This is a genomic window from Enterococcus sp. C65, from assembly GCF_040887165.1.
Lineage (GTDB): Bacteria > Bacillota > Bacilli > Lactobacillales > Enterococcaceae > Enterococcus_B > Enterococcus_B hirae.
Window position 1 is genome coordinate 203,098 of sequence record NZ_JBFOFG010000006.1, and the last position, 19,191, is coordinate 222,288.

Consider the following 19,191-nt stretch of genomic DNA (forward strand, 5'->3'; position numbering starts at 1 on the left):
TAAGTATTTAAAAGGAAAATCTCAACCTCACGAATGTAAGTCTAACAGTTTTACCCGTTTTTTTCAATAAAAAAAGACTAGAAAAAACTTTTCATTTTTTTCTAGTCGAGATTCACATTATCTATCATAACGTTTTCTTTTCGATGAACTTGGGATTCCCAGCAGGTCACGATATTTTGCAACCGTCCTTCTTGAAATCAATATTTCATCTTTTTTTAATAATTCTACGATCTTTTGATCAGAAAGTGGTTTGATTTTGTCTTCTTGTTCTACAAGTTCTTGGATTTTCTTTTGTGCAGTATCAGCTGAGAGATCGGTCTCAGTATCTGTCCCACTTTGCTGTAGTCTAGTTGTAAAGAATTTCTTAAGCTCGAAAACCCCAAATTCAGTTTCCAGGTATTTTCCATTGACGGCACGGCTGACAGTGGATTCATGTACTTCCAACTCTTTTGCCACTTCTTTTAATGTCAGCGGTTTAATTGGTCGTTCTTTATTCGTGAAAAAGGCTTGTTGATGGGAAACAATGATTTGAGCCACACGTAAAATCGTATCCCCTCGTTGTAGAATCGTTTTTTTCAACCAGTCAAATTCTTGTTTCCGTTCTTTCAAGTACGCTTGCGTTTCTTTGTCTGCTCTTTTAAGCATCTGATTAAAATAATGTTCTTGGAAACGAACGTCTGGTTGATTTCCTCGTCTAGAAAGGACAGACACTTTTTGGTCCTTATCAACCATCACTTTGACATCAGGAATGATATATAATTCACTGCTTCGATCAAAAATTCGTCCAGGGCTTGGGCTAAGTGTTTGGATGTAATCAAAGATTCGTTGTACTTCACTAAGTTCGATTGAAAAGCGTTGGGCGATCTCTTTCCATTTGCGATCAACCAGCAACTCAAAACACTCTTCCAAAACGATATACGCTAACTCTGGTGCAAAGTCATCTCTTTCCGTTTGTAACATCAAACACTCTTGTAAACTTCGTGCCCCCACACCAGCTGGTTCAAGTTGTTGGACCAGCGTCAGTGCATCAAGGATCTCAATCGAAGTAGCATTTGTTTGTTCTTGTGCCTCTTTTAAATCAATCGTCAAAAATCCATTTAAATCAATGTACTCGACTAAATAAAGAACTAACTGACGTAAGAAGGTCTGCCGATAGTTCAAATGGATCTGTTCGATCAATGATTCAAATAAGGAAACACTGGTATCGGGAATTTGATTTAAGTAGTTGGTTTCTTCATTATCATTGGCTGATCTGATCTTCTGATAGTCAGATTGCCATTCTGGTTCCACTACTTCTATCAATGGATTTTCTAATGCTTGATTTTCAACAAATGCCAAGAGCTCTTCACTGTTATATTGCAATACCTGGATGGACTGTTGCAGATGTTGTGTCATGGCTAATTTTTGTGTTTGCTGTTGTTTTTGTGAAAAGTTTTGTTGAAATTTCATTTTTTTGTCCATTCCCCTTGTAATTTTTTTTTAGTTTCGTTACAATTGTGTCTGTACTTGCGTCCTTAGTGTAGTGGATATCACGTAAGATTCCGGTTCTTGAGACGGGGGTTCGATTCCCTCAGGACGCGTCTATTGCTATCTTAGCATATTTGGGAATGTTTTGCTTTCTAAATTTAAAAGATAAAAAGCTGATCCGCGTGTATGGATCAGCTTTTTTCGTTATTTTTTGTGTAAACTAAGTTTTACGAGCCACCCATACCTCTCCCATCACTTTTCTTTAACCATTCACTATTATTCAGCAATGGTTAGCGATCGCTGGCCACTTCCTTACCCGCCTGCAAATCAAAAAGTGATTCGGTGTTCACTATAACTGTATTGGTAATGGTTTCCGGCATTTTTTGTAGTAAACCTTAGAGCTAGCGCACTGTCTACACCACTCGTTGATCCGATTTGCCATGAAGTCGTACCTTGATTAAAGAAGTCACCATTCACGATATAATAGATACGATTGGCTTCTTCTAAGTTGACATAGACAGTTCCGGAAAAGGCTTTTGCCACTTCCTGGTCTTCTCTAACCAAATTTATTGCTATTATTCGTTTAATCGCTCTAAAATGACCACTTTCACTCGTTTCACAATAAAACCGCATCGTTGGCTTGTACGTCTTATTCACCGTCACAGTATGCGACAGTACTCGAAAGATTGCTTTATTTCGAGTAACTGTGTGAACCCTCTTATCCGAAGATTCAATTCTTTCCCTTGCTTTTGTTGATGAAAGTTGAAGATCGTTTGTGAGTTGCTCAATCATTTGATCATAAGTCATTACTTTGGAAAATGTTGCATGTGTTCCTACATTAGACTTGCTTGTAGTTGCCGCTATTACTTGGGGATGAGAAACCAACAATAGAAGTATAGAGCTAACAAACAAGGTCATGAGTATCTTTACTTTGTTCATACATCACCACTTTTTTCAATTAAGAATAAATCGCTTACAATAAATAGTTTATTGGACGATCCATTGAGATTCAAGTCTATTTTTTCACTCTACTTTTTAATAAAGAGAAAGAACAAATCAATAAAGAGAAGGAGCAAGCTGGCAAACGGTGAAATTCAGTTAGCTAATTGATCGAATCTTTCTACCCAAACATTGATCAAAGCCTTACGTGTTCCTCATCTCCCCTGATCCTGCTTGTGGCAAACTATTCTTTGCAAGCTTCTTCACGCAAAAAGCCAATCAAAACAATAGATAATGATTGGCTTTTCTGTCATCTAACGAAACAGTTTTTCAACTTAAGAAAAGACATTATGCTCCGTTTATTCACTTTTGATTCAAAAGATCATTTCTTGTTCTGAGGAAGTTCGTTCTTCCCCTTTCGCTAACTGTGTCACGATTGTTGCCATATTTTTATAGGATTGATTTAGTCCGATCCCACCTTTTTTTGGCATTTTAACGATGGGGATCACTTGCTGATATTTTGCTACAGCAGGATTTTCAACAGACATTGCAGCGGCAGCAGGAATGCCTTCTTTGTTAAATGCTTCGACTAACCCGCCTGCCATCTCTCCGAAATTGGGGTAATGCATAGCTGGTCCACATAATATCGCATCTGCTCCAAACTTTTTGGCGAATCCGATAAATTTTTGTTTGACTTCTTCTGGATGACTTGAATAGTAACGATCACCGCAGTATAAAGTAGCAATAATCTCTGCCTTTTTTTCTTTAAACAATGGTGCTAATGTTTCTCCCGGTCCTAGAGCTGTTTTTTTTCCACCTGGAGGTAATTGTGCTTGTTCGTCACTTCCCATACCTGCGGTCACATGGTTGAGGATCAAAATGATTTTTTTCATGCTCCTACTCCTTTTTATAAGGTATCAAAATCAAAGTCATCAAAATTGATTTCTTCTGCTGTTGATTCTTCTGCCTCAAGCTCTTCTTTCAGATATTGATTGTCTAACACTTTGATGAATGGATAATAAACTGCCATTCCTAATAAAATAAGTAATCCCTGAAGGACAGAAGCTTGCCAACCACTGACTAAAAAGCCTGAAATGATCGGTGGCGTTGTCCATGGAAGTTGAATCCCATTGGTGTAAGCAACTAACCCTAGGTCCATACAAAAATAAGCAATAATGATATTGATTGTCGGTACTAAAGCAAATGGGATCAAAATGATTGGATTTAATACGATCGGTAAACCAAAGATGATCGGTTCATTGATCCCGAAAATTCCTGGTACAAGCGATAATTGTGAAAGTTTTTTCACTCGCTGACTTTTACATACAAGAATCATAATCAAAATCAATGATAAGGTAGAACCGCCCCCACCAAATGTTGCAAACATATCTTGAAATTGACCTGTAATGATATTAGGAATTTCATGTCCGTCTTTAAACGCATTTAGATTTTCAATCGATAAAGCACGAAGAACTGGATTGAAAACTGCACCTACGACACTTGAACCGTTGATTCCGAAAAACCAGAAAAAATGTAAAAATAAGTACGCAATGATCATAGCACCTAAGGTATTCCCTAAACTTAACAATGGTGTTTGTAAGAATTTAAACAGGATTTCTTGTAAATTCCCATATGTGGTTAAACTCGCTACCCAATTCGCCACCATAAAGAACGTTAAGATGACGAAGCTTGGAATCAACGCTTCAAACGATTTAACAACAGTAGGCGGCACGCCATCTGGCATTTTGATTGTCCACCCTGTACGAATCAAGGCAACGAACATACGAGTCGCTACTAAAGCAACTACCATCCCTAAAAATAAACCACTTGATCCCATCCAACGTAAAGGAAGACTTCCGACTTCAAATACTTCAGTCGAACCTTCTGGCGTAAATAATGTGGTAAAAGGCGTTACGATAAAGAATGAAACTAAAGAAATAATTGCCGCTTGCATCGCATCCACTTTAAATTGCTTTGCTAAACTATAACCGATGCCCCCAACTGCTAAAATCGTCATGATATCAAAACTGGCGGTAGCAGGCTTATTCAACATGACTGCCCAATTTTCCCCTAAAAATCCAGCCATCCATTCATTCCAATTTGGTATTGGAAAGTTGGTCAATACTAGAAACAATGACCCCACGATCAATAACGGTGTAGAAAGTAAAAAGCCATCTCGTATAGCAATCAAATATTTATTTTCTCCAACCGTTTTTGCCATTGGTGTCAAAACTTTTTCTAACCAATTCAAAAATTTTTGCATCTTTTTTCCCCCGATCTTTTTGTTGACTCCAACTGTTTCCGTTTACAAAAACTCATTTTCTACTTTCTTTGATCATTTTCAGGACATCTTTCATCGCACGTTCGCCATCCATCATGCCATATGCTTCTGTGGCAATTGTGCCTACAGGAATGCCTAACGGCTCAAACGTTTTTTTCATTTTGTCACTTAAATGACGAACTTGTGGTCCTAATAAGATGGCTACCGGTTTCTCTTGTTCAACTTTTTCCTCTGCATGTATCGCTGGGAACGCATGGATTTCTAGTGGCATCTGATGTTTTGTGACTACTTCCATCATTTTATTGACCATAATACTCGTTGACATACCTGCTTCACAGAATAAATAGATTTTTTTTGTTGCCAATTTTTTCTCCTCCTTATATATACATATGCTGATTATCAGCTAAATGACTTCGATACTGGGATCAAACTGGGGCTTTGATGCGTTTTTCATAAGCATCCAACCATTCTTTGGTGATTGGTTCAATGATCGTTGTCTGATCAACTCCTGGATTAGCTAAGTAGATAGCTGGTTGCTCCTTTTCAGTTGCAACAGTAAACGTAAATTCGACATTGGTCGCAACTCCCCATTCACCTGCTTTATTCATAGCAACTAATGAAAAAGCACCTGCTTTGCCATACCGTTCTTTTAATAAATCAGTAAAAGAATACACAGCTTGATCACAGGCTTTTTGTGGAGTGACTCCTTCTCCCATCAAGCGAACAATTTCATAAGCTAGACAGCCTTTCATTAGATCTTCTCCTAGACCAGTTGCTGTCGCACCACCGATTTGACTATCGACGTAAAAACCAGAACCAGATAAAGGGGAATCTCCCACACGACCTTGCTTTTTCATAAATAATCCAGAACTAGACGTTCCTGCAGCCATGCCAGTGTGTTGATCCAAAGAAACTACGCCCACCGTATCATGTCCGTCATAGGGGCTTAGATTCGTTTTCGCCACTTCTGCCACTCGTTTTTGCCAAATTTTTTTAGCTCTTGGCGTTAGCATGTTTTTCCGTTCGAATCCTGCTAGCATTGCATATTCAGTGGCTCCTTGTCCTACGCGAAAACTATTGAATTTTTCATTACTTAATTTTCTGGCAACTGATATTGGATTCGCAATATCTACGATCCCAGCCACTGCCCCAATTTTGAACGTATCCCCATCCATAAAAGCCGCATCCATTTCTACAATGCCTCGTTCGTTTGGCAAGCCACCATAGCCAACTGATTTATAAAATGGATAGTCTTCTACACATTTGATTGACGTTTCCACGGCATCTCCGCATGTTCCTTCCTGTTCTAATAATTCTTTGGCAGCTAACACACCATCATGTGCCATACGCCACGTTGCGATAATTCCCCACATGTTTACTCCTCCTATATATAGCGCTTACATCTATTTTATTTAGTATATACTATTATGTCTATACTAAAAAGAGACTTTTCTTAAAATCTAATTGATTTATAAGAGAAGTCTCTGATAATCTTTTTTTTTAAATATATAACTGTTTATTCGATCAATGCTTGAATGCTTCGCAGGTATATCTCTAAATTCATGCGCAGATCTGTTACTTCCATATACTCATTTTTGTTATGTGCAATCCCTTTCTGTCCAGGAAAAGAGGGACCAAACGCTAATACATTAGGAATCTTTCTGGCATAAGTAGCACCCGTTGTCGTCACTGGTGTAGGGTCGTTCCCAGTAATCTCGCCATAAATTTGAGATAGTTTTTTGATTTCAGGCGAATCTTTTTTCTGACAGATCCCAGGAATACTGCGATTGATTGTAAAAGTCGCTTTCTCGGGCAACTGTTTAGCCAACCCACTCACGACTTCCTCTTCTGTGACTGAAACAGGGTAACGAAAAGCAACTTCTAAATCTAACCCGTTAGTGTTTTTTTGCAAATTCACAGGTGTAAGAATCAACCTGCCTGAATCTTCATCAGACAAAGCAAGATCGATTCCTTCTCCATAATGTTTATTGTGGAAAGCTTGCCAGATCCAATCAAAATAAGCTCGTATTTGTTCTGGAACAGCTGAATCTGCTTTGATTTTTTCGGCAAGCAGCGTAATCGCATTCTCTCCTAATTCTGGGGCATTACTTGGAGAACGTTTTCCTTCCACATCAAATTTTTTCTCATTAATCGAAACACTCAGCTGGTCTGGCACATGATCTCGATATTGATCCCCTGCAAAATCACTGATTTGAATAACTTCTTCTTTAACTAATGGGAAATGAATCGTTAGGTTGACTACTCCTCTTTCTCCGTAAACAACTGGATATTTACAATCTGGCGTAAAACCAAATGATGGCGGAACTTCAGCCTGTAAATAATGAGCCACATCAGACATCCCACTTTCTTCGTCAGTCCCAAAAATAATGCGGATCGTTTTTTTAGGAACCGCTCCCATTTTTTTCAACAGGATCAGAGCATAAAAACAACTAATGATCGGCCCTTTATTATCTAAAATCCCTCGTCCATAAAAGCGTCCATCTTTTTCGCTTAAATCAAAGGGTGGAAAATCCCATCCCGATCCTGCTGGAACCACATCTAAATGACCAATGATCCCAATATAGTCCTCATCATCTTCTCCCCATTGGACGTACCCGATCGCATCAGCAATCACTTTGGTCTTAAACCCTACTTCTTTTCCTTTTTTAAGTACAAGGTCCAACACTTCTCGAGGTGCTTTCCCAAACGGAGCATGATCTTCCGGCTCCCCTTTCACACTTGGTACTTTCATAACTGTTTGAAGAAACTCAAGAAATTCTTCCCAATGATCATCAATCATCGACTTGCTTTTTTTCAATTTATTCACTCCTTTTTTGACGAATCAACGTATTTTTAAATGTATATTTATCTGCACGATAAAACGAGCAGTCATATAAGATTGGTTTGGCTGCTGGCGAATATGTCATTGAATGGACAAACAACATCGGTTCATCCACAGCTACTTGCAAGAGTTTTGCCACGTCAGCCGTCGCTTTCACTGCTTCGATTTCTTGGTGAGAATAAGCGATCTCCACGTTTTTTTCGATCACTTGATAGAGTGACCCACTTAATTCTTCTTGAGAGACTTCTCCCAGATAACGTTTTAAAATATAAAGATTTTCAACCGTCATTGGTTCGTCATCAAAATAACGTAATCGTCTCAAATGAACGATTGGCTCAGAAATCGATTCACCAAAAGCTTGTTTAACATTCGTTGGTAGTTGTTCAGTAACTTCGCATTCTAAGACTTGCGTTTTTGTCTTTTTCCCTTGGATTCGAGCAGTTTCGGTAAAGCTTTGCAATCCTCCAGAGCCACTTTGGATCTTAGGTTGTTTCATGACATACGTGCCTTTACTTTTTTCTTTGATCAACTTATTTTGGCTGATCAATAATTCGATTGCTTTACGAACAGTTAAACGACTACATTGAAACTCGTCTGCTAAATCATATTCTGAAGGTAATTTTTGACTAGAAACGTAAATTCCTTCCATGATTCGCTTCTCAATTTCATTCGCAATTTCTTGAAATTTTGGTTGTTTTTTCACGAGATTCCTCCTATATATTTTCCAAGCTCCTGTTAACACGTTCATTTTGAGCAATGAACAGGATGGTTTACCATAGGAAATAGTATGAGTTAAGTATATACCAAAAAGGATATACTTTCATTCCTCATTTTTATTTTCCAAATAATATAAAGATTGGCACCTAAAAAAACACGCTTCAAGAACCCCAGTAAGGCTATCTATTTTTTATAAGGAATCACAAAATTGACCCTTCAAAAATGCCACTTACCGTTTTTTCATTTTGCAATTTCTCTTGTTTGATTTTCCTTTATAAAAGAGATGATTTTGCTAAGCAAGATCGAAAAGCATCAGGCAACAGAACAAAAATATCCGAACGATAGTGAAATATTCCTGATACTCCATCAGGATCGATGATCAAAACATCCATCAACTATCGTTCGAATAATTTAGTTTTACACTTACTATTTTTCATTGAGTGGTACAGCAGACTTTTATTGCAATATAAGGAACAATTCTCATTGCATCATTTACAAACCGTCAATAATTCTATACATGCAACAATCAATAACCTCTTGGACAAATACTACTTATTGAAAGTTACTGACTATTAGAAAGTTTGAACGTACTTTTTCTCACTGTCATAGTTTTGATTTTACCAAATAGATAGACAGCAATACTACTTATGCCTACTGTTACAAGGTATCTTGTCTCCCACCAATTCTTTACTACAGGTAATCGATCAACTGCTCGTACGATAAAGATATGGATATAATAAATTTGAATAGAATTTTTTGATAACCATATGATTGGGTCGAGTTTATATTGAACTATCTTTTTACTCAATAGTGTAGTCACTAGAAATAAAAGGATAGATAGGCTTAAGCCATAACTTATATACTGTAATTGCGGTGGATATTTGAAAGCTTGTATGTCAAAGCTTCTTGTTTTAAGGATTGAAACAAAAAATAGAAAAACAAACAAACCACATAATTTGAGATTATCTATCATACGATTATTGTAAACACAGATTCCAATAAATACGATAAATGAATAGCCAACTAATTCTAAAGCAAACAAAATCAAAAAATGTCCCGTTGAAACCAATGACAGATTTTGCGCATACTCCAATAGCAGCATACAAAAAATGAATAGCAAGATGATCATTGTCCGTTTTTCTTTCAGTGAATATAACCACTTGAAAATCGGACTCAATAAGGCTATTTCAAAAAATATCCTTAATATCCACATATAACCGATACCTTTATCAGAAGACATCGCAAACGAAGAAATGATATATTCAAAATGATATGGAAAATCCTTATGTCTCAATAATGCGATGGCCCCAAAGAGAATAAAATAGCCTAGTAACACTTTCCAAGTAGGAATAATTAAACGCTTAAATCTTTTAAAAAGATAGACTCGGTATTTTTCTTCTTTTGTGGATAAGCTAAAGCTCATCCCTAGTAACATAGTTATTAATGGAACATCAAAAGTTCTTAGCTGAAGTAGATTATTAGGAGGTGAAATATGGGCTAAAATAATGAATAAGATAGCCACTCCTCTTAAAATATCAATGCGTTTGTCTCTCATCGTTTTCCTCTCATTCAAATGCCACTAATTTTTACGATAAACACTCTCTGATAAATTAAGGACAAAAACTGGTGTAAACGTTAATTCCTAGTGAAAGAACAATATTTCGCAAAAAATGTGCGGGGCATTTTTGAATTTCTTCACTTTCAAAAGTAAAACATCATTAAGTCATTGACACCAATTCGATTCGTGTTAGTTTTCTGAAAAAACATTATGTGTCTCACTGAGATCAATGACTTTCTGGATGCTTTCACTTTTACCTTTCACTTTTACATAGTAGCTGGACGTAATCAAAATAATGAGTGGTTATTTTTCTTTGATCGTCACAACATTTCCTTCGCTAATTTGATGGCCATTTGGTGCGTATAAGTTCATTGTTACTTTATCCCCTGATTTTATTTGATTGGCTTTCACATAGTAATCGATGTTTCCTTCAGCAAAGCTACCGCCCCAGCTGACTGATTTTCCATTAACAAACAATTGTCCTTTTTTAACTTCCCCTTGATAGGTTCCAGAAATCGTTTGTGTGCCTAAGGTATAGCTTAAATCAGTTACTTTTACCTCACTTTTTTGATAGGTTACGTTAATTTTGCTGTTTTCGATGATATTTTTATTTCTATCCACTCCTTCAAGAACCACCGTATCCGTTTCAGATAGTTCCAGTTGACCAATATAGTAAGTGAATTTACCATCTTTAAAGGCACCTCCCCAACTGATCACTTTTCCATTGACAGTTAAACGACCTTGGTAGATGTCGCCTTCATAAGTCCCTTCAATGACTGTACTTCCTTGTTTCTTCACTGCTTGAGTTATTTTTCCTGTTACTTTTTTTAGATTGACCGGTTGTTCTTCTCCTAACGAATGTTGATTTGGATCATATCCTTGGATCGATACCTTATCCCCGTCTTTAATTTGAGAAGGCTTCACATAGTAGGTAAATGTCCCGTCTTTAAAAGTCCCACCCCAGCTAATGGACTGTCCATTGATTGTTAAGTGAGCCATTCGAACATCTCCCGTATATGTTCCGGTAATAACAGAAGCACCTAATTGATAGTCAGCCATCGTAATCGCTCCAGAATAACTAGTGATCGTTAGAGTTGCGGTATCCAGTAATTTATTCTCTTCATCAAAAGCATCTAAAACAACTGTATCCTCTGCACTTATTGTTTTAGGTCCACAATAATATGAGAAGGTTCCATCTGAATTAAAAGTTCCTCCCCAGCTGATCACTTTTCCATTGACGGTTAATCGAGCCTTTTTCACATTACCATAGTATCTTCCAGTAATTGTTGTTTTACCAAGGATATACTGATCCGCCTGAATCGTTCCTTTGGTTTCTTCTGGAAGTTCCTCTTCAGTGATTGATTTCCAACCTTTATCTGTCATTTGATACCAATAACTTTTTTCATCATCATTAGGAATCAATTCACTATTATGATAACGTTCAATCCGGTTATCTGATTCTTCATGGGTAATATGGACATAATCGCCGATTTCATAAGGAGCGCCTTTAAACATTTGACTTAACTTGTCACTATCTTCTTCACCTGACAATTCAACTGCTTTTTTCTGTTTCAGATAACGATCATATTGCTGGATCGTGACATACACGTCATTTCCCCAACTTTGATGAAGTTTACCTGATTTCCCAACCATTGAGAAAGTTTTGGTCTCTGGATTTGGCACAATAATCTGATAGCCATAAGCATTACCAAAAAGTTTAACGGCTTCTCCACCCAGAATAGTCAGCTCATCATTTGAAACTGTTGTGGTTTCTCCCACACTGTTAGTGACTTTTATCTGTGTGCTTGTTTGTCCTACAGTTGCAAAATCTGGCACTTGTACATATTCGACTTTAGTGATTGGCACAATGTTTTTTTCTGAGCTTGTATCTACTAATTGTGTAGCATCCACTGGTAATCCCAAGAATAAATCTTCTGTGATTGATGTAACTACTGGTTTTAGGTCAACCTCTTTCCAGCCTTTATCTGTCATTTGGTACCAATAACTTTTTTCGTCATCCTTAGGAATCAATTCACTATTATGATAACGTTCAATCCGATTACCTGATTCTTCATGAGTGATGTGAACATAATCGCCAATTTCATAAGGAGCATCTTTAAACATTTGACTTAACTTGTCGCTATCTTCTTCACCCGACAATTCGACCGCTTTTTTCTGTTTCATCTGATGGTCGTATTGTTGGATTGTTACATATACATCATCTCCCCAACTAAAATGAAGTTTACCTGAATTTCCAACCATCGAGAAAGTTTTGGTCTGTATATTTGGCACAATAATCTGATAACCATAAGCATTACCAAAAAGTTTGACTGCTTCTCCTCCTCGAACAATCAGCTCATCATTTGAAACTGTTGTGGTTTCTCCCACACTGTTAGTAACTTTTATCTCTGTGCTGGTTTGTCCTACAGTTGCAAAATCTGGCTCTTGTACATATTCGACTTTAGTGATTGGTACAATGTTTTTTTCTGAGCTTGTATCTACTAATTGTGTAGCATCCACTGGTAATCCCAAGAACAAATCTTTTGTGATTGGTGTAACTACTGGTTTTAGATCCACTTCTTTCCAGCCTTTATCTGTCATTTGGTACCAATAACTTTTTTCATAATCATTAGGAATCAATTTATTATTGTGGTAACGTTCAATCCGATTATCTGATTCTTCATGGGTGATATGAACATAGTCACCGATTTCATAAGGAGCATCTTTAAACACTTTACTTAACTTGTCGCTATCTTCTTCACCTGACAATTCAACCGCTTTTTTCTGTTTCATCTGATGATCATACTGGTGAATCGTTACATATACATCATCTCCCCAACTAAAATGAAGTTTACCTGATCTCCCCACCATGGAGAAAGTTTTAGTCTCTGGATTAGGTGCAATGATCTGGAAACCATAAGCATTACCAAAAAGTTTGACTGCTTCTCCTCCAGTTACCTCTTTAATAGGTAAAACATTAGAAACGCCATTCTCATTCGTTAGCTTAATGGTATTCCCTGGATAATCAGGATATTTGCCAATCCCTTGATAGTAAACATTTGAAATCTTCGTAGGACTATCAAGTGGAATAGATTTGAGGTTTTCTAACGAAATTTGGCCTGCTGTGGTAAAAATTGGCAGATTAGTCAATGTAAAGGAATCCAGTGTCGGAATGGTGTAAGGCTTAACAGCTCCTGGGAGTGCATAATCCTCCCCACGACCGTCCACATCTTTCCAAATTTCTTTTTCTAGTTTCTTAAACTGTTGACAATATTTTTCTGTTTCAGCAGTTGTTTTTATTCCCCATTGATTAAAGTAAGGAACTAAGTTACGATTTGCCGCTTGAGAAAATACTTTAACCATTGTCTGAATCTCCTCATCATTGGATGAAGGGAGTTCTCTTGTTTCCATTGTTCGATATAGTTGAGAAACAGTCTTATAGTAATCTAAACCGAAGACGCGCTCTAAGGACCAAAACATCCCCAACTGAGCAAATAGCTCATCGCCTAAACTACTAAAATCACGTTTATCTACATCAATATTAAAGTAATCATCAATGACCTTTTGTGTTGAGCTGCTTGCAAGTCGTGAAGGGAAGCCTAATTTTTGTTGGACATACATAGAAGAGATATTTACCGTTACTTCTGTCATACCATCAAATTTGTATTGAGGTGTTTGGAACGTATGCCCCATTTCATGCCAAAATCCCCATTGCTGATCTGTCGGTTTACTTCCTAAAATATCCTGAGAAGCGCCCGTATCTATTTGAAAAGAGATATAGTTATTGGTCGCATAAGCATAGCCTGCCCCTGAATCAGGATTGGCAATATGAATTCTTTGATTCATGTTCTTCTCAGCAGCATAGCCTGCTTGATTATTAAACCCATAACATTCTACAGTCAGTTGATATACTTTATCCCAATAACTAGCCAATTCATTTAAACGATCTTCGGAAAGAGGCGTTATATTTTTTAGTTCACTCATTTGAAATGTTCCAAACACATATTTTCCCTCAATGACAAAAAAAGGAACATTCGTCGTGGAATCATTCAATCGTTGAAAAAAGGTTGCTTGATTATTTTTGCCACCTAATCGAAATTCAGGAACCTCGACTCCACCTGTTAAAGTAACATGAATCGTTTGGTCATAAGATTGGTTACGAATATAAACCATACCATCGCTGTCTTCTCTAGTAATATGATTGATCCCTTTAGTTAACTGATAATCAACCGGATTTGAACCAATGCTTTCTGGTGCAGAATTAAGATTCTCGTACTTTCCATACTGCCCGATTACTAAGCTAACATTTTCTGGATTCTCTTTGACTTCTACCGTAATTTCTTCTCCACGAGGTAAAAATAGCCCTGTCACTTCCAAGTTATTGTGAGTAGTATTTCTCCGCTCTTTATCATAATCTGTATAGAGATCTCCTCTTGGAATAGCAGTAACATCCACAGTTGGCGTCTTTAATTCTTTCGTGTCAGCGTGAACAACCATCGAACTAACCTGCCAAGTCATCGTCATCAATAAAAAACAAAAACCCCATCTTTTGATCAAATCGTTTAATTTAGCCATCTTTTTCATAATATCTCCCTATCTATAAAAGATAATTTTTTATAAATTCTTCTATTACTAATTGTTAATAGCTGTTTTCTCGTTGATTATTCATTTCGTTACTCTTATTTTTGAACATTGCTTTTTCATAAGGATATCTTTCTGATAACTAAGTACTTAAAAAACTAAATGGTACTGGCAATCAGCGAGTACCATTTAGTTCATCTTAAATATGGAATTTTTTTCTTAATTAACAGAAACTGTTTGGTTTTCAGCCAATAAGTTGCCACTTCCATCATAGAAATTCATTGTTACTTGATCATCAGCTTTGATTAGATCTGGCTTCACATAATAACTGATTGCCCCATCCTTAAAGCTCCCACCTTTACTGATCAGTTTACCATTGACAAACAAGTGTCCTTGGTGAACTTGGGTATCAGAACCATAGGCTCCTTTGATCGTTTGTGTGCCGATTTTATAAGTCAATTCGTTGATTTCAGCTGTTGGTGTTTGAATAGTGACATCAATCTCTGATCCTGGAATTTGTTGTCCTCGATTGTTGGCACCCATCAAGACTACTTGATCATCTTCTGACACTTTAAGGTTTCCTACATAATAACTGAACTTGCCATCTTTGAAGCTGCCGCCTTGACTAACTTTTTCGCCATTGACCAACAAGATTCCTTGGTAAACATCGCCTGTGTAGCTTCCTTCGATCACTGTACTGATTCCCACACGATGGGCTTCTGTTAATTGACCCAGTTGTTCTCCTATAGTTACCGGTTGTGGGTCCCCTAGTGGTGTATTGAATTTATCATATCCTTGAATCGTTGCTTGATCCCCTGCTTTGATGACTTGAGAGTTCACATAATAGCTAAACTTGCCATCTTTATAGGTTCCGCCCCAACTAACGACTTCTCCGTTCACTACTAGTTTTCCTTTATGGATATCCCCCGTGTAAGTTCCAGTAATCGTTGAATCACCCAACTGATACGCGTCCACTTGATCAATTGATCCTGAAGATTCGGAAATCACTTCAATCTCTTTGGAATCCATCAATTTCTTCTCTTTGTTGTAGCCATCTAATACGACTTTGTCGCCGACTTTTAATTTGCCAGCACCAACATAATAGCTGAATTGACCATCCTTGAAGCTACCGCCCCAGCTGACCACTTTGCCATTAACGGTTAATCGGCCGAGAGACATATTCCCTGTGTAGGTTCCAGTAATATTGACATCTCCTACATGATATTCTTGTGGTTCCAACTCACTTTTCACTAGTTCTGCCACATAAGTTCCTGCCGTTAAATCACCCGTGCCGTAATTTGCCATAAAGTCAGCCGGTGAATAGCCTTTGGACTGACCATCTTCACGAATCCAATTTCCTGTCAGCTGATCCCCTTCGTTCAATGCTTCAGGCGCTGATAACTTAGTGTCTCCAATCGCCTTAAAGTGATCGCCTAGTGTTAATTTCTTAAGTGGAGTCTGATAAAACATATTTTCCGACGTTGTTAATTCACTTGTATCAAAACCACTTATATCTAGACTTGTTACGCTATCCATAGCTGCAAACATCGCAAACATACTTGTTACGTTACTGGTATCAAAGCCACTTATATCTAGACTTGTTATGCCACCCATACCTGTAAACATAGAGTGCATATCTGTTACATTACTAGTATCAAACCCACTCACATCTAAACTTGTTACGCTACCCATACAGTAAAACATACTACTCATATCTTTTACATTACTGGTATCAAAGCCACTTACATCTAAACTTGTTACGTTACTCATATTGTTAAACATATCCGCCATATTGGTAACGTTACTGGTATCCAGTTGACTTAGCCCTTCGATTTCAGTTACATTCGTAAGGTCTTTACCACTGGAATCTGTACTAAATAAGTATTTAGAATTTTCTGGAGCCACTACTTTCCCAGCCAAGACAATTTTTTTGATGGCTTCATAATCCACTGTACCACTGTTCCAAGGTGATTCTTCATAGCCACTTAACTCACCTGCTTCGATCGTCAATACCCCTGTATTTTCATCAAACGTATACGGACTAGTGCCCCATGTGCCTGTTTCAACGGAAACATACGTGCCAGCAGTCAAATCACCGGTGCCATATTTTTTCATGAAATCATCAGCTGAATAAAGATTTCCTTTGCCATCTTCTCGCTTCCAAGCAGAAGTAAGACCTGCGTTTCCGCTGTCTGATTCTACAAATTTAAATGTATCTCCTAGAGTTAATTTCTTAAGTGGAGTCTTAGCAAACATAGTATGCATCTTTGTTACATTACTAGTATCAAATCCACTTATATCTAGATTCTCTAACTTCCACATAGAATTAAACATCCAACTCATGTTTGTCACTTTACTGGTATCAAAACTACTTAAATCCAAGTTTTTTAATGCAATCTGAAAAGCAAACATATAAGACATATCTGTTACGTTACTGGTATCCAGTTGACTTAATCCTTCGATTTCAGTTAAAGACTGAAGTGTAGTGGCCCCTCCAGCAAATAAGTTGGTAGAGTTTTCCGGAGCAATTACTTTGCCAGATAAAACAATTTTCTGGATTTTTCCACCTGCCACTTTTTTGGTCATCCATGGTGATTCTTCATGGCCACCTAACTCACCAGCTCCGATTGTTAATGTTCTTGTATCTTCATCGAACGTATACGGACAAGTTCCCCATGTGCCTGTTTCAACGGAAACATACGTGCCAGCAGTCAAATCACCGGTGCCATAGTTTTTCATGAAATCTGCTCCTGTATAAACTTTCCCTTTGCCATCTTCTCTCTTCCAACTAGAAGAAAGAGATGCACCAACTCCATTAACTTCTACAAATTTAAAGGTATCTCCTAAAATTAATTTCTTAAGCGGAACATTATCAAACATTTCTTCCATATCTGTGACTTTGCTAGTATCAAAGTTACTTACATCTAGACTTGTTAAGCTATTCATCTCGTTAAACATACGATACATATTTGTTACATTACTGGTATCAAAGCCACTTACATCTAAACTTGTTAAGCTACTGACAAAACTAAACATAGATTTTATATTTGTTACATTACTGGTATCAAAGCCACTTACATCCAAACTTGTTAAGTTTGTCATACTATAAAACATACTATCCATATCCGTTACGTTGCTAGTATCAAAACCACTTACATCTAGACTTGTTACATTACTCACATCTTCAAACATCGAAGTCATATCCGTTACGTTGCTAGTATCAAAACCACTTACATCTAGACTTGTTACATTACTCACATCTTTAAACATACCAGTCATATCTGTTACTTTATTAGTATTCAAGCTACTTACATCTAGACTTGTCACACTACTCAAATAGTCAAACATCCAAGCCATATCTGTTACATTACTGGTATCAAAGCCACTTATATCCAAGCTTTCTAGACTATTCGCATTATAAAACATACTATTCATATCTGTTACTTTGCTAGTATCCAGTTGGTTTAACCCTTCGATTTCAGTTACATTCGTAAGTTCGCCGTTACTTCCACTAAATAAGTAGCTAGAATTTTCTGGAGCAACTATTTTTCCAACTAAGACAATTTTCTTGATTGCTGTCGCCTCTACGTTTCCGCTATTCCATGGTGATTCTTCATAGCCACTTAATTTACCTTCTGTGATCGTTAATGTCCCTGTCTCTTCTTCAAAAACATATGCGCTGGTTCCCCAATCTCCCCATGTTCCTGGTATCTCTCCGTCTTCTTTTTGCGCTTCCGCTGTTGGATTAGTTGCATCCCCTTCACTTTCGGCAGTCGGTGCTGTTGCTTGCTCTTGTTCTTTTGCTTGTTCCTGGGTGTTCTCAGTTGTTTCATCAGCTGCTTCATCGGTTGGTACTGACGAGTCACTAGTTGTAGTGGTTGAATCCGTTGGGTTTACTAACGGATCTGTGACGTTTTGTATCGTTTGATCGATGACTTCTTTTGCTTCATTCGCCTGTGTTTGTTCAGTAGAAGTTTCAGCTGTTGGTGTCAAAGTATCCGCTAATGCCATTGTTGGTGCAATCCCGGTATTTCCCATCACACCAGCCACCGCAAACATCGTTAATAGCTGTTTTTTACGTTTTGCTGTTAATTTTTTCTTACTCATTTTTTACTCCTTCATGTTCTTATTTTTGATCATCTATTTTCCATGAATACATCACTTTATCTGTTGGTTTGTATTCAATGGCTTTAGGCGTTTCGCCTTTTTTCAATTGAAAATAGAGGTCTCCTTCAATCGTCTCTCCTTTGTCCATTTCGTCCCCGAAGCTGGCAAAATCCATATTGATGGTTTGTTCCCCTTTATCTGTTTTCAATAAGAAATCAATCGCACCTAAGCCTTTCATATCAGCAGATACATTCTTCCCTTTGACGTGTACGCTATAGATGGTTTGTTTTTTTTGATTCGTATCGAGCAATGTCTTTTCTCCAAAATCAGTAAGCGTCATCTCGATCCCATTGACGATCAACGATTCTGCTTTTTTCTGCGTATGGCTAGCAGTACTAGTAGAAGTCGTTGTAGTCGAATGCGTCGTACCGCAAGCGCTCAATCCCCAAAAGCAGGCAATTCCAGCTACGAAAAGTCCAATTGTTTTTTTCATTTCTTCCCTCCTTTTTTCTGCCTAGTCGCTAACTAATTCTATATTCAAGCAAATCCACTTGATTTACTTGTATCGCTATTTTACTCGTTTTAACCCCTAATAAACGCTCAATTTAACCACTTATTATTTTAAAATTTTGATCGTTTTTTTTTAATCCTTCTAAATTAGAGTGATTTTTCAGTGAATATAATTAAGCATTGTTGTCC

General features: G+C 37.4%; 12 protein-coding genes and 1 tRNA gene. 1 reads left to right on the forward strand and 12 read right to left on the reverse strand.

What is annotated here, in order from left to right:
* Positions 1 to 117: 117 nt before the first annotated feature.
* On the reverse strand, positions 118 to 1,449 hold the full coding sequence (gene rpoN, locus AB3I12_RS08825) for an RNA polymerase factor sigma-54 (RefSeq protein WP_063627409.1): 1,332 nt from the start codon (positions 1,447 to 1,449) through the stop codon (positions 118 to 120).
* A 59-nt stretch (positions 1,450 to 1,508) separates the two neighbouring features.
* Here rpoN and AB3I12_RS08830 point away from each other — a divergent pair.
* A tRNA-Arg gene (locus AB3I12_RS08830) sits at positions 1,509 to 1,580 on the forward strand.
* Between the two features lie 214 nt (positions 1,581 to 1,794).
* On the opposite strand, the gene AB3I12_RS08835 is transcribed toward AB3I12_RS08830, so the two are convergent.
* From AB3I12_RS08835 to AB3I12_RS08885, 11 genes are all read right to left on the reverse strand, one after another.
* Positions 1,795 to 2,406 carry a hypothetical protein gene (locus AB3I12_RS08835; protein ID WP_063627410.1) on the reverse strand — a complete coding sequence of 204 codons (612 nt, stop codon included), beginning with the start codon at positions 2,404 to 2,406 and terminating at the stop codon, positions 1,795 to 1,797.
* A gap of 374 nt (positions 2,407 to 2,780) precedes the next feature.
* Entirely contained in the window at positions 2,781 to 3,299 is a 519-nt protein-coding gene (locus AB3I12_RS08840; protein ID WP_010718618.1) for a GrdB-related putative oxidoreductase, read from the reverse strand.
* A gap of 14 nt (positions 3,300 to 3,313) precedes the next feature.
* Positions 3,314 to 4,669, reverse strand: a complete 1,356-nt coding sequence (celB, locus tag AB3I12_RS08845; RefSeq protein WP_010738000.1) for a PTS cellobiose transporter subunit IIC — start codon at positions 4,667 to 4,669, stop codon at positions 3,314 to 3,316.
* Positions 4,670 to 4,721: 52 nt separating this feature from the next.
* Entirely contained in the window at positions 4,722 to 5,051 is a 330-nt protein-coding gene (locus tag AB3I12_RS08850) for a PTS sugar transporter subunit IIB (protein ID WP_010718620.1), read from the reverse strand.
* A 61-nt stretch (positions 5,052 to 5,112) separates the two neighbouring features.
* Entirely contained in the window at positions 5,113 to 6,060 is a 948-nt protein-coding gene (locus AB3I12_RS08855) for a N(4)-(beta-N-acetylglucosaminyl)-L-asparaginase (RefSeq protein ID WP_034699124.1), read from the reverse strand.
* Positions 6,061 to 6,203: 143 nt separating this feature from the next.
* On the reverse strand, positions 6,204 to 7,505 hold the full coding sequence (locus tag AB3I12_RS08860) for a Sapep family Mn(2+)-dependent dipeptidase (RefSeq protein WP_368015651.1): 1,302 nt from the start codon (positions 7,503 to 7,505) through the stop codon (positions 6,204 to 6,206).
* 1 nt (position 7,506) lies between these two features.
* A complete protein-coding gene (locus tag AB3I12_RS08865; RefSeq protein WP_063627411.1) occupies positions 7,507 to 8,232 on the reverse strand; it encodes a GntR family transcriptional regulator, LSA1692 subfamily in 726 nt (241 codons plus the stop codon).
* 576 nt (positions 8,233 to 8,808) lie between these two features.
* Complete coding sequence (locus AB3I12_RS08870; RefSeq protein ID WP_063627412.1) at positions 8,809 to 9,801, reverse strand: acyltransferase; 993 nt, start codon at positions 9,799 to 9,801, stop codon at positions 8,809 to 8,811.
* A gap of 306 nt (positions 9,802 to 10,107) precedes the next feature.
* The gene (locus tag AB3I12_RS08875; RefSeq protein WP_063627413.1) at positions 10,108 to 14,388 is read right to left on the reverse strand and encodes an immunoglobulin-like domain-containing protein; all 4,281 of its coding nucleotides are present in this window, start codon (positions 14,386 to 14,388) and stop codon (positions 10,108 to 10,110) included.
* A 216-nt stretch (positions 14,389 to 14,604) separates the two neighbouring features.
* On the reverse strand, positions 14,605 to 18,492 hold the full coding sequence (locus tag AB3I12_RS08880) for a BspA family leucine-rich repeat surface protein (RefSeq protein WP_081248833.1): 3,888 nt from the start codon (positions 18,490 to 18,492) through the stop codon (positions 14,605 to 14,607).
* Between the two features lie 19 nt (positions 18,493 to 18,511).
* Entirely contained in the window at positions 18,512 to 18,985 is a 474-nt protein-coding gene (locus tag AB3I12_RS08885) for a DUF4352 domain-containing protein (protein ID WP_063627414.1), read from the reverse strand.
* Between the last annotated feature and the right edge of the window lie 206 nt (positions 18,986 to 19,191).

Coding starts and splice junctions, on each gene's coding strand:
- AB3I12_RS08840 (WP_010718618.1), bottom strand. CDS start 3,299: ATGAAAAAAATCATTTTGATCCTCAACCATGTGACCGCAGGTATGGGA.
- AB3I12_RS08885 (WP_063627414.1), bottom strand. CDS start 18,985: ATGAAAAAAACAATTGGACTTTTCGTAGCTGGAATTGCCTGCTTTTGG.
- AB3I12_RS08870 (WP_063627412.1), bottom strand. CDS start 9,801: ATGAGAGACAAACGCATTGATATTTTAAGAGGAGTGGCTATCTTATTC.
- AB3I12_RS08880 (WP_081248833.1), bottom strand. CDS start 18,492: ATGAGTAAGAAAAAATTAACAGCAAAACGTAAAAAACAGCTATTAACG.
- AB3I12_RS08855 (WP_034699124.1), bottom strand. CDS start 6,060: ATGTGGGGAATTATCGCAACGTGGCGTATGGCACATGATGGTGTGTTA.
- rpoN (WP_063627409.1), bottom strand. CDS start 1,449: ATGAAATTTCAACAAAACTTTTCACAAAAACAACAGCAAACACAAAAA.
- AB3I12_RS08835 (WP_063627410.1), bottom strand. CDS start 2,406: ATGAACAAAGTAAAGATACTCATGACCTTGTTTGTTAGCTCTATACTT.
- AB3I12_RS08875 (WP_063627413.1), bottom strand. CDS start 14,388: ATGAAAAAGATGGCTAAATTAAACGATTTGATCAAAAGATGGGGTTTT.
- celB (WP_010738000.1), bottom strand. CDS start 4,669: ATGCAAAAATTTTTGAATTGGTTAGAAAAAGTTTTGACACCAATGGCA.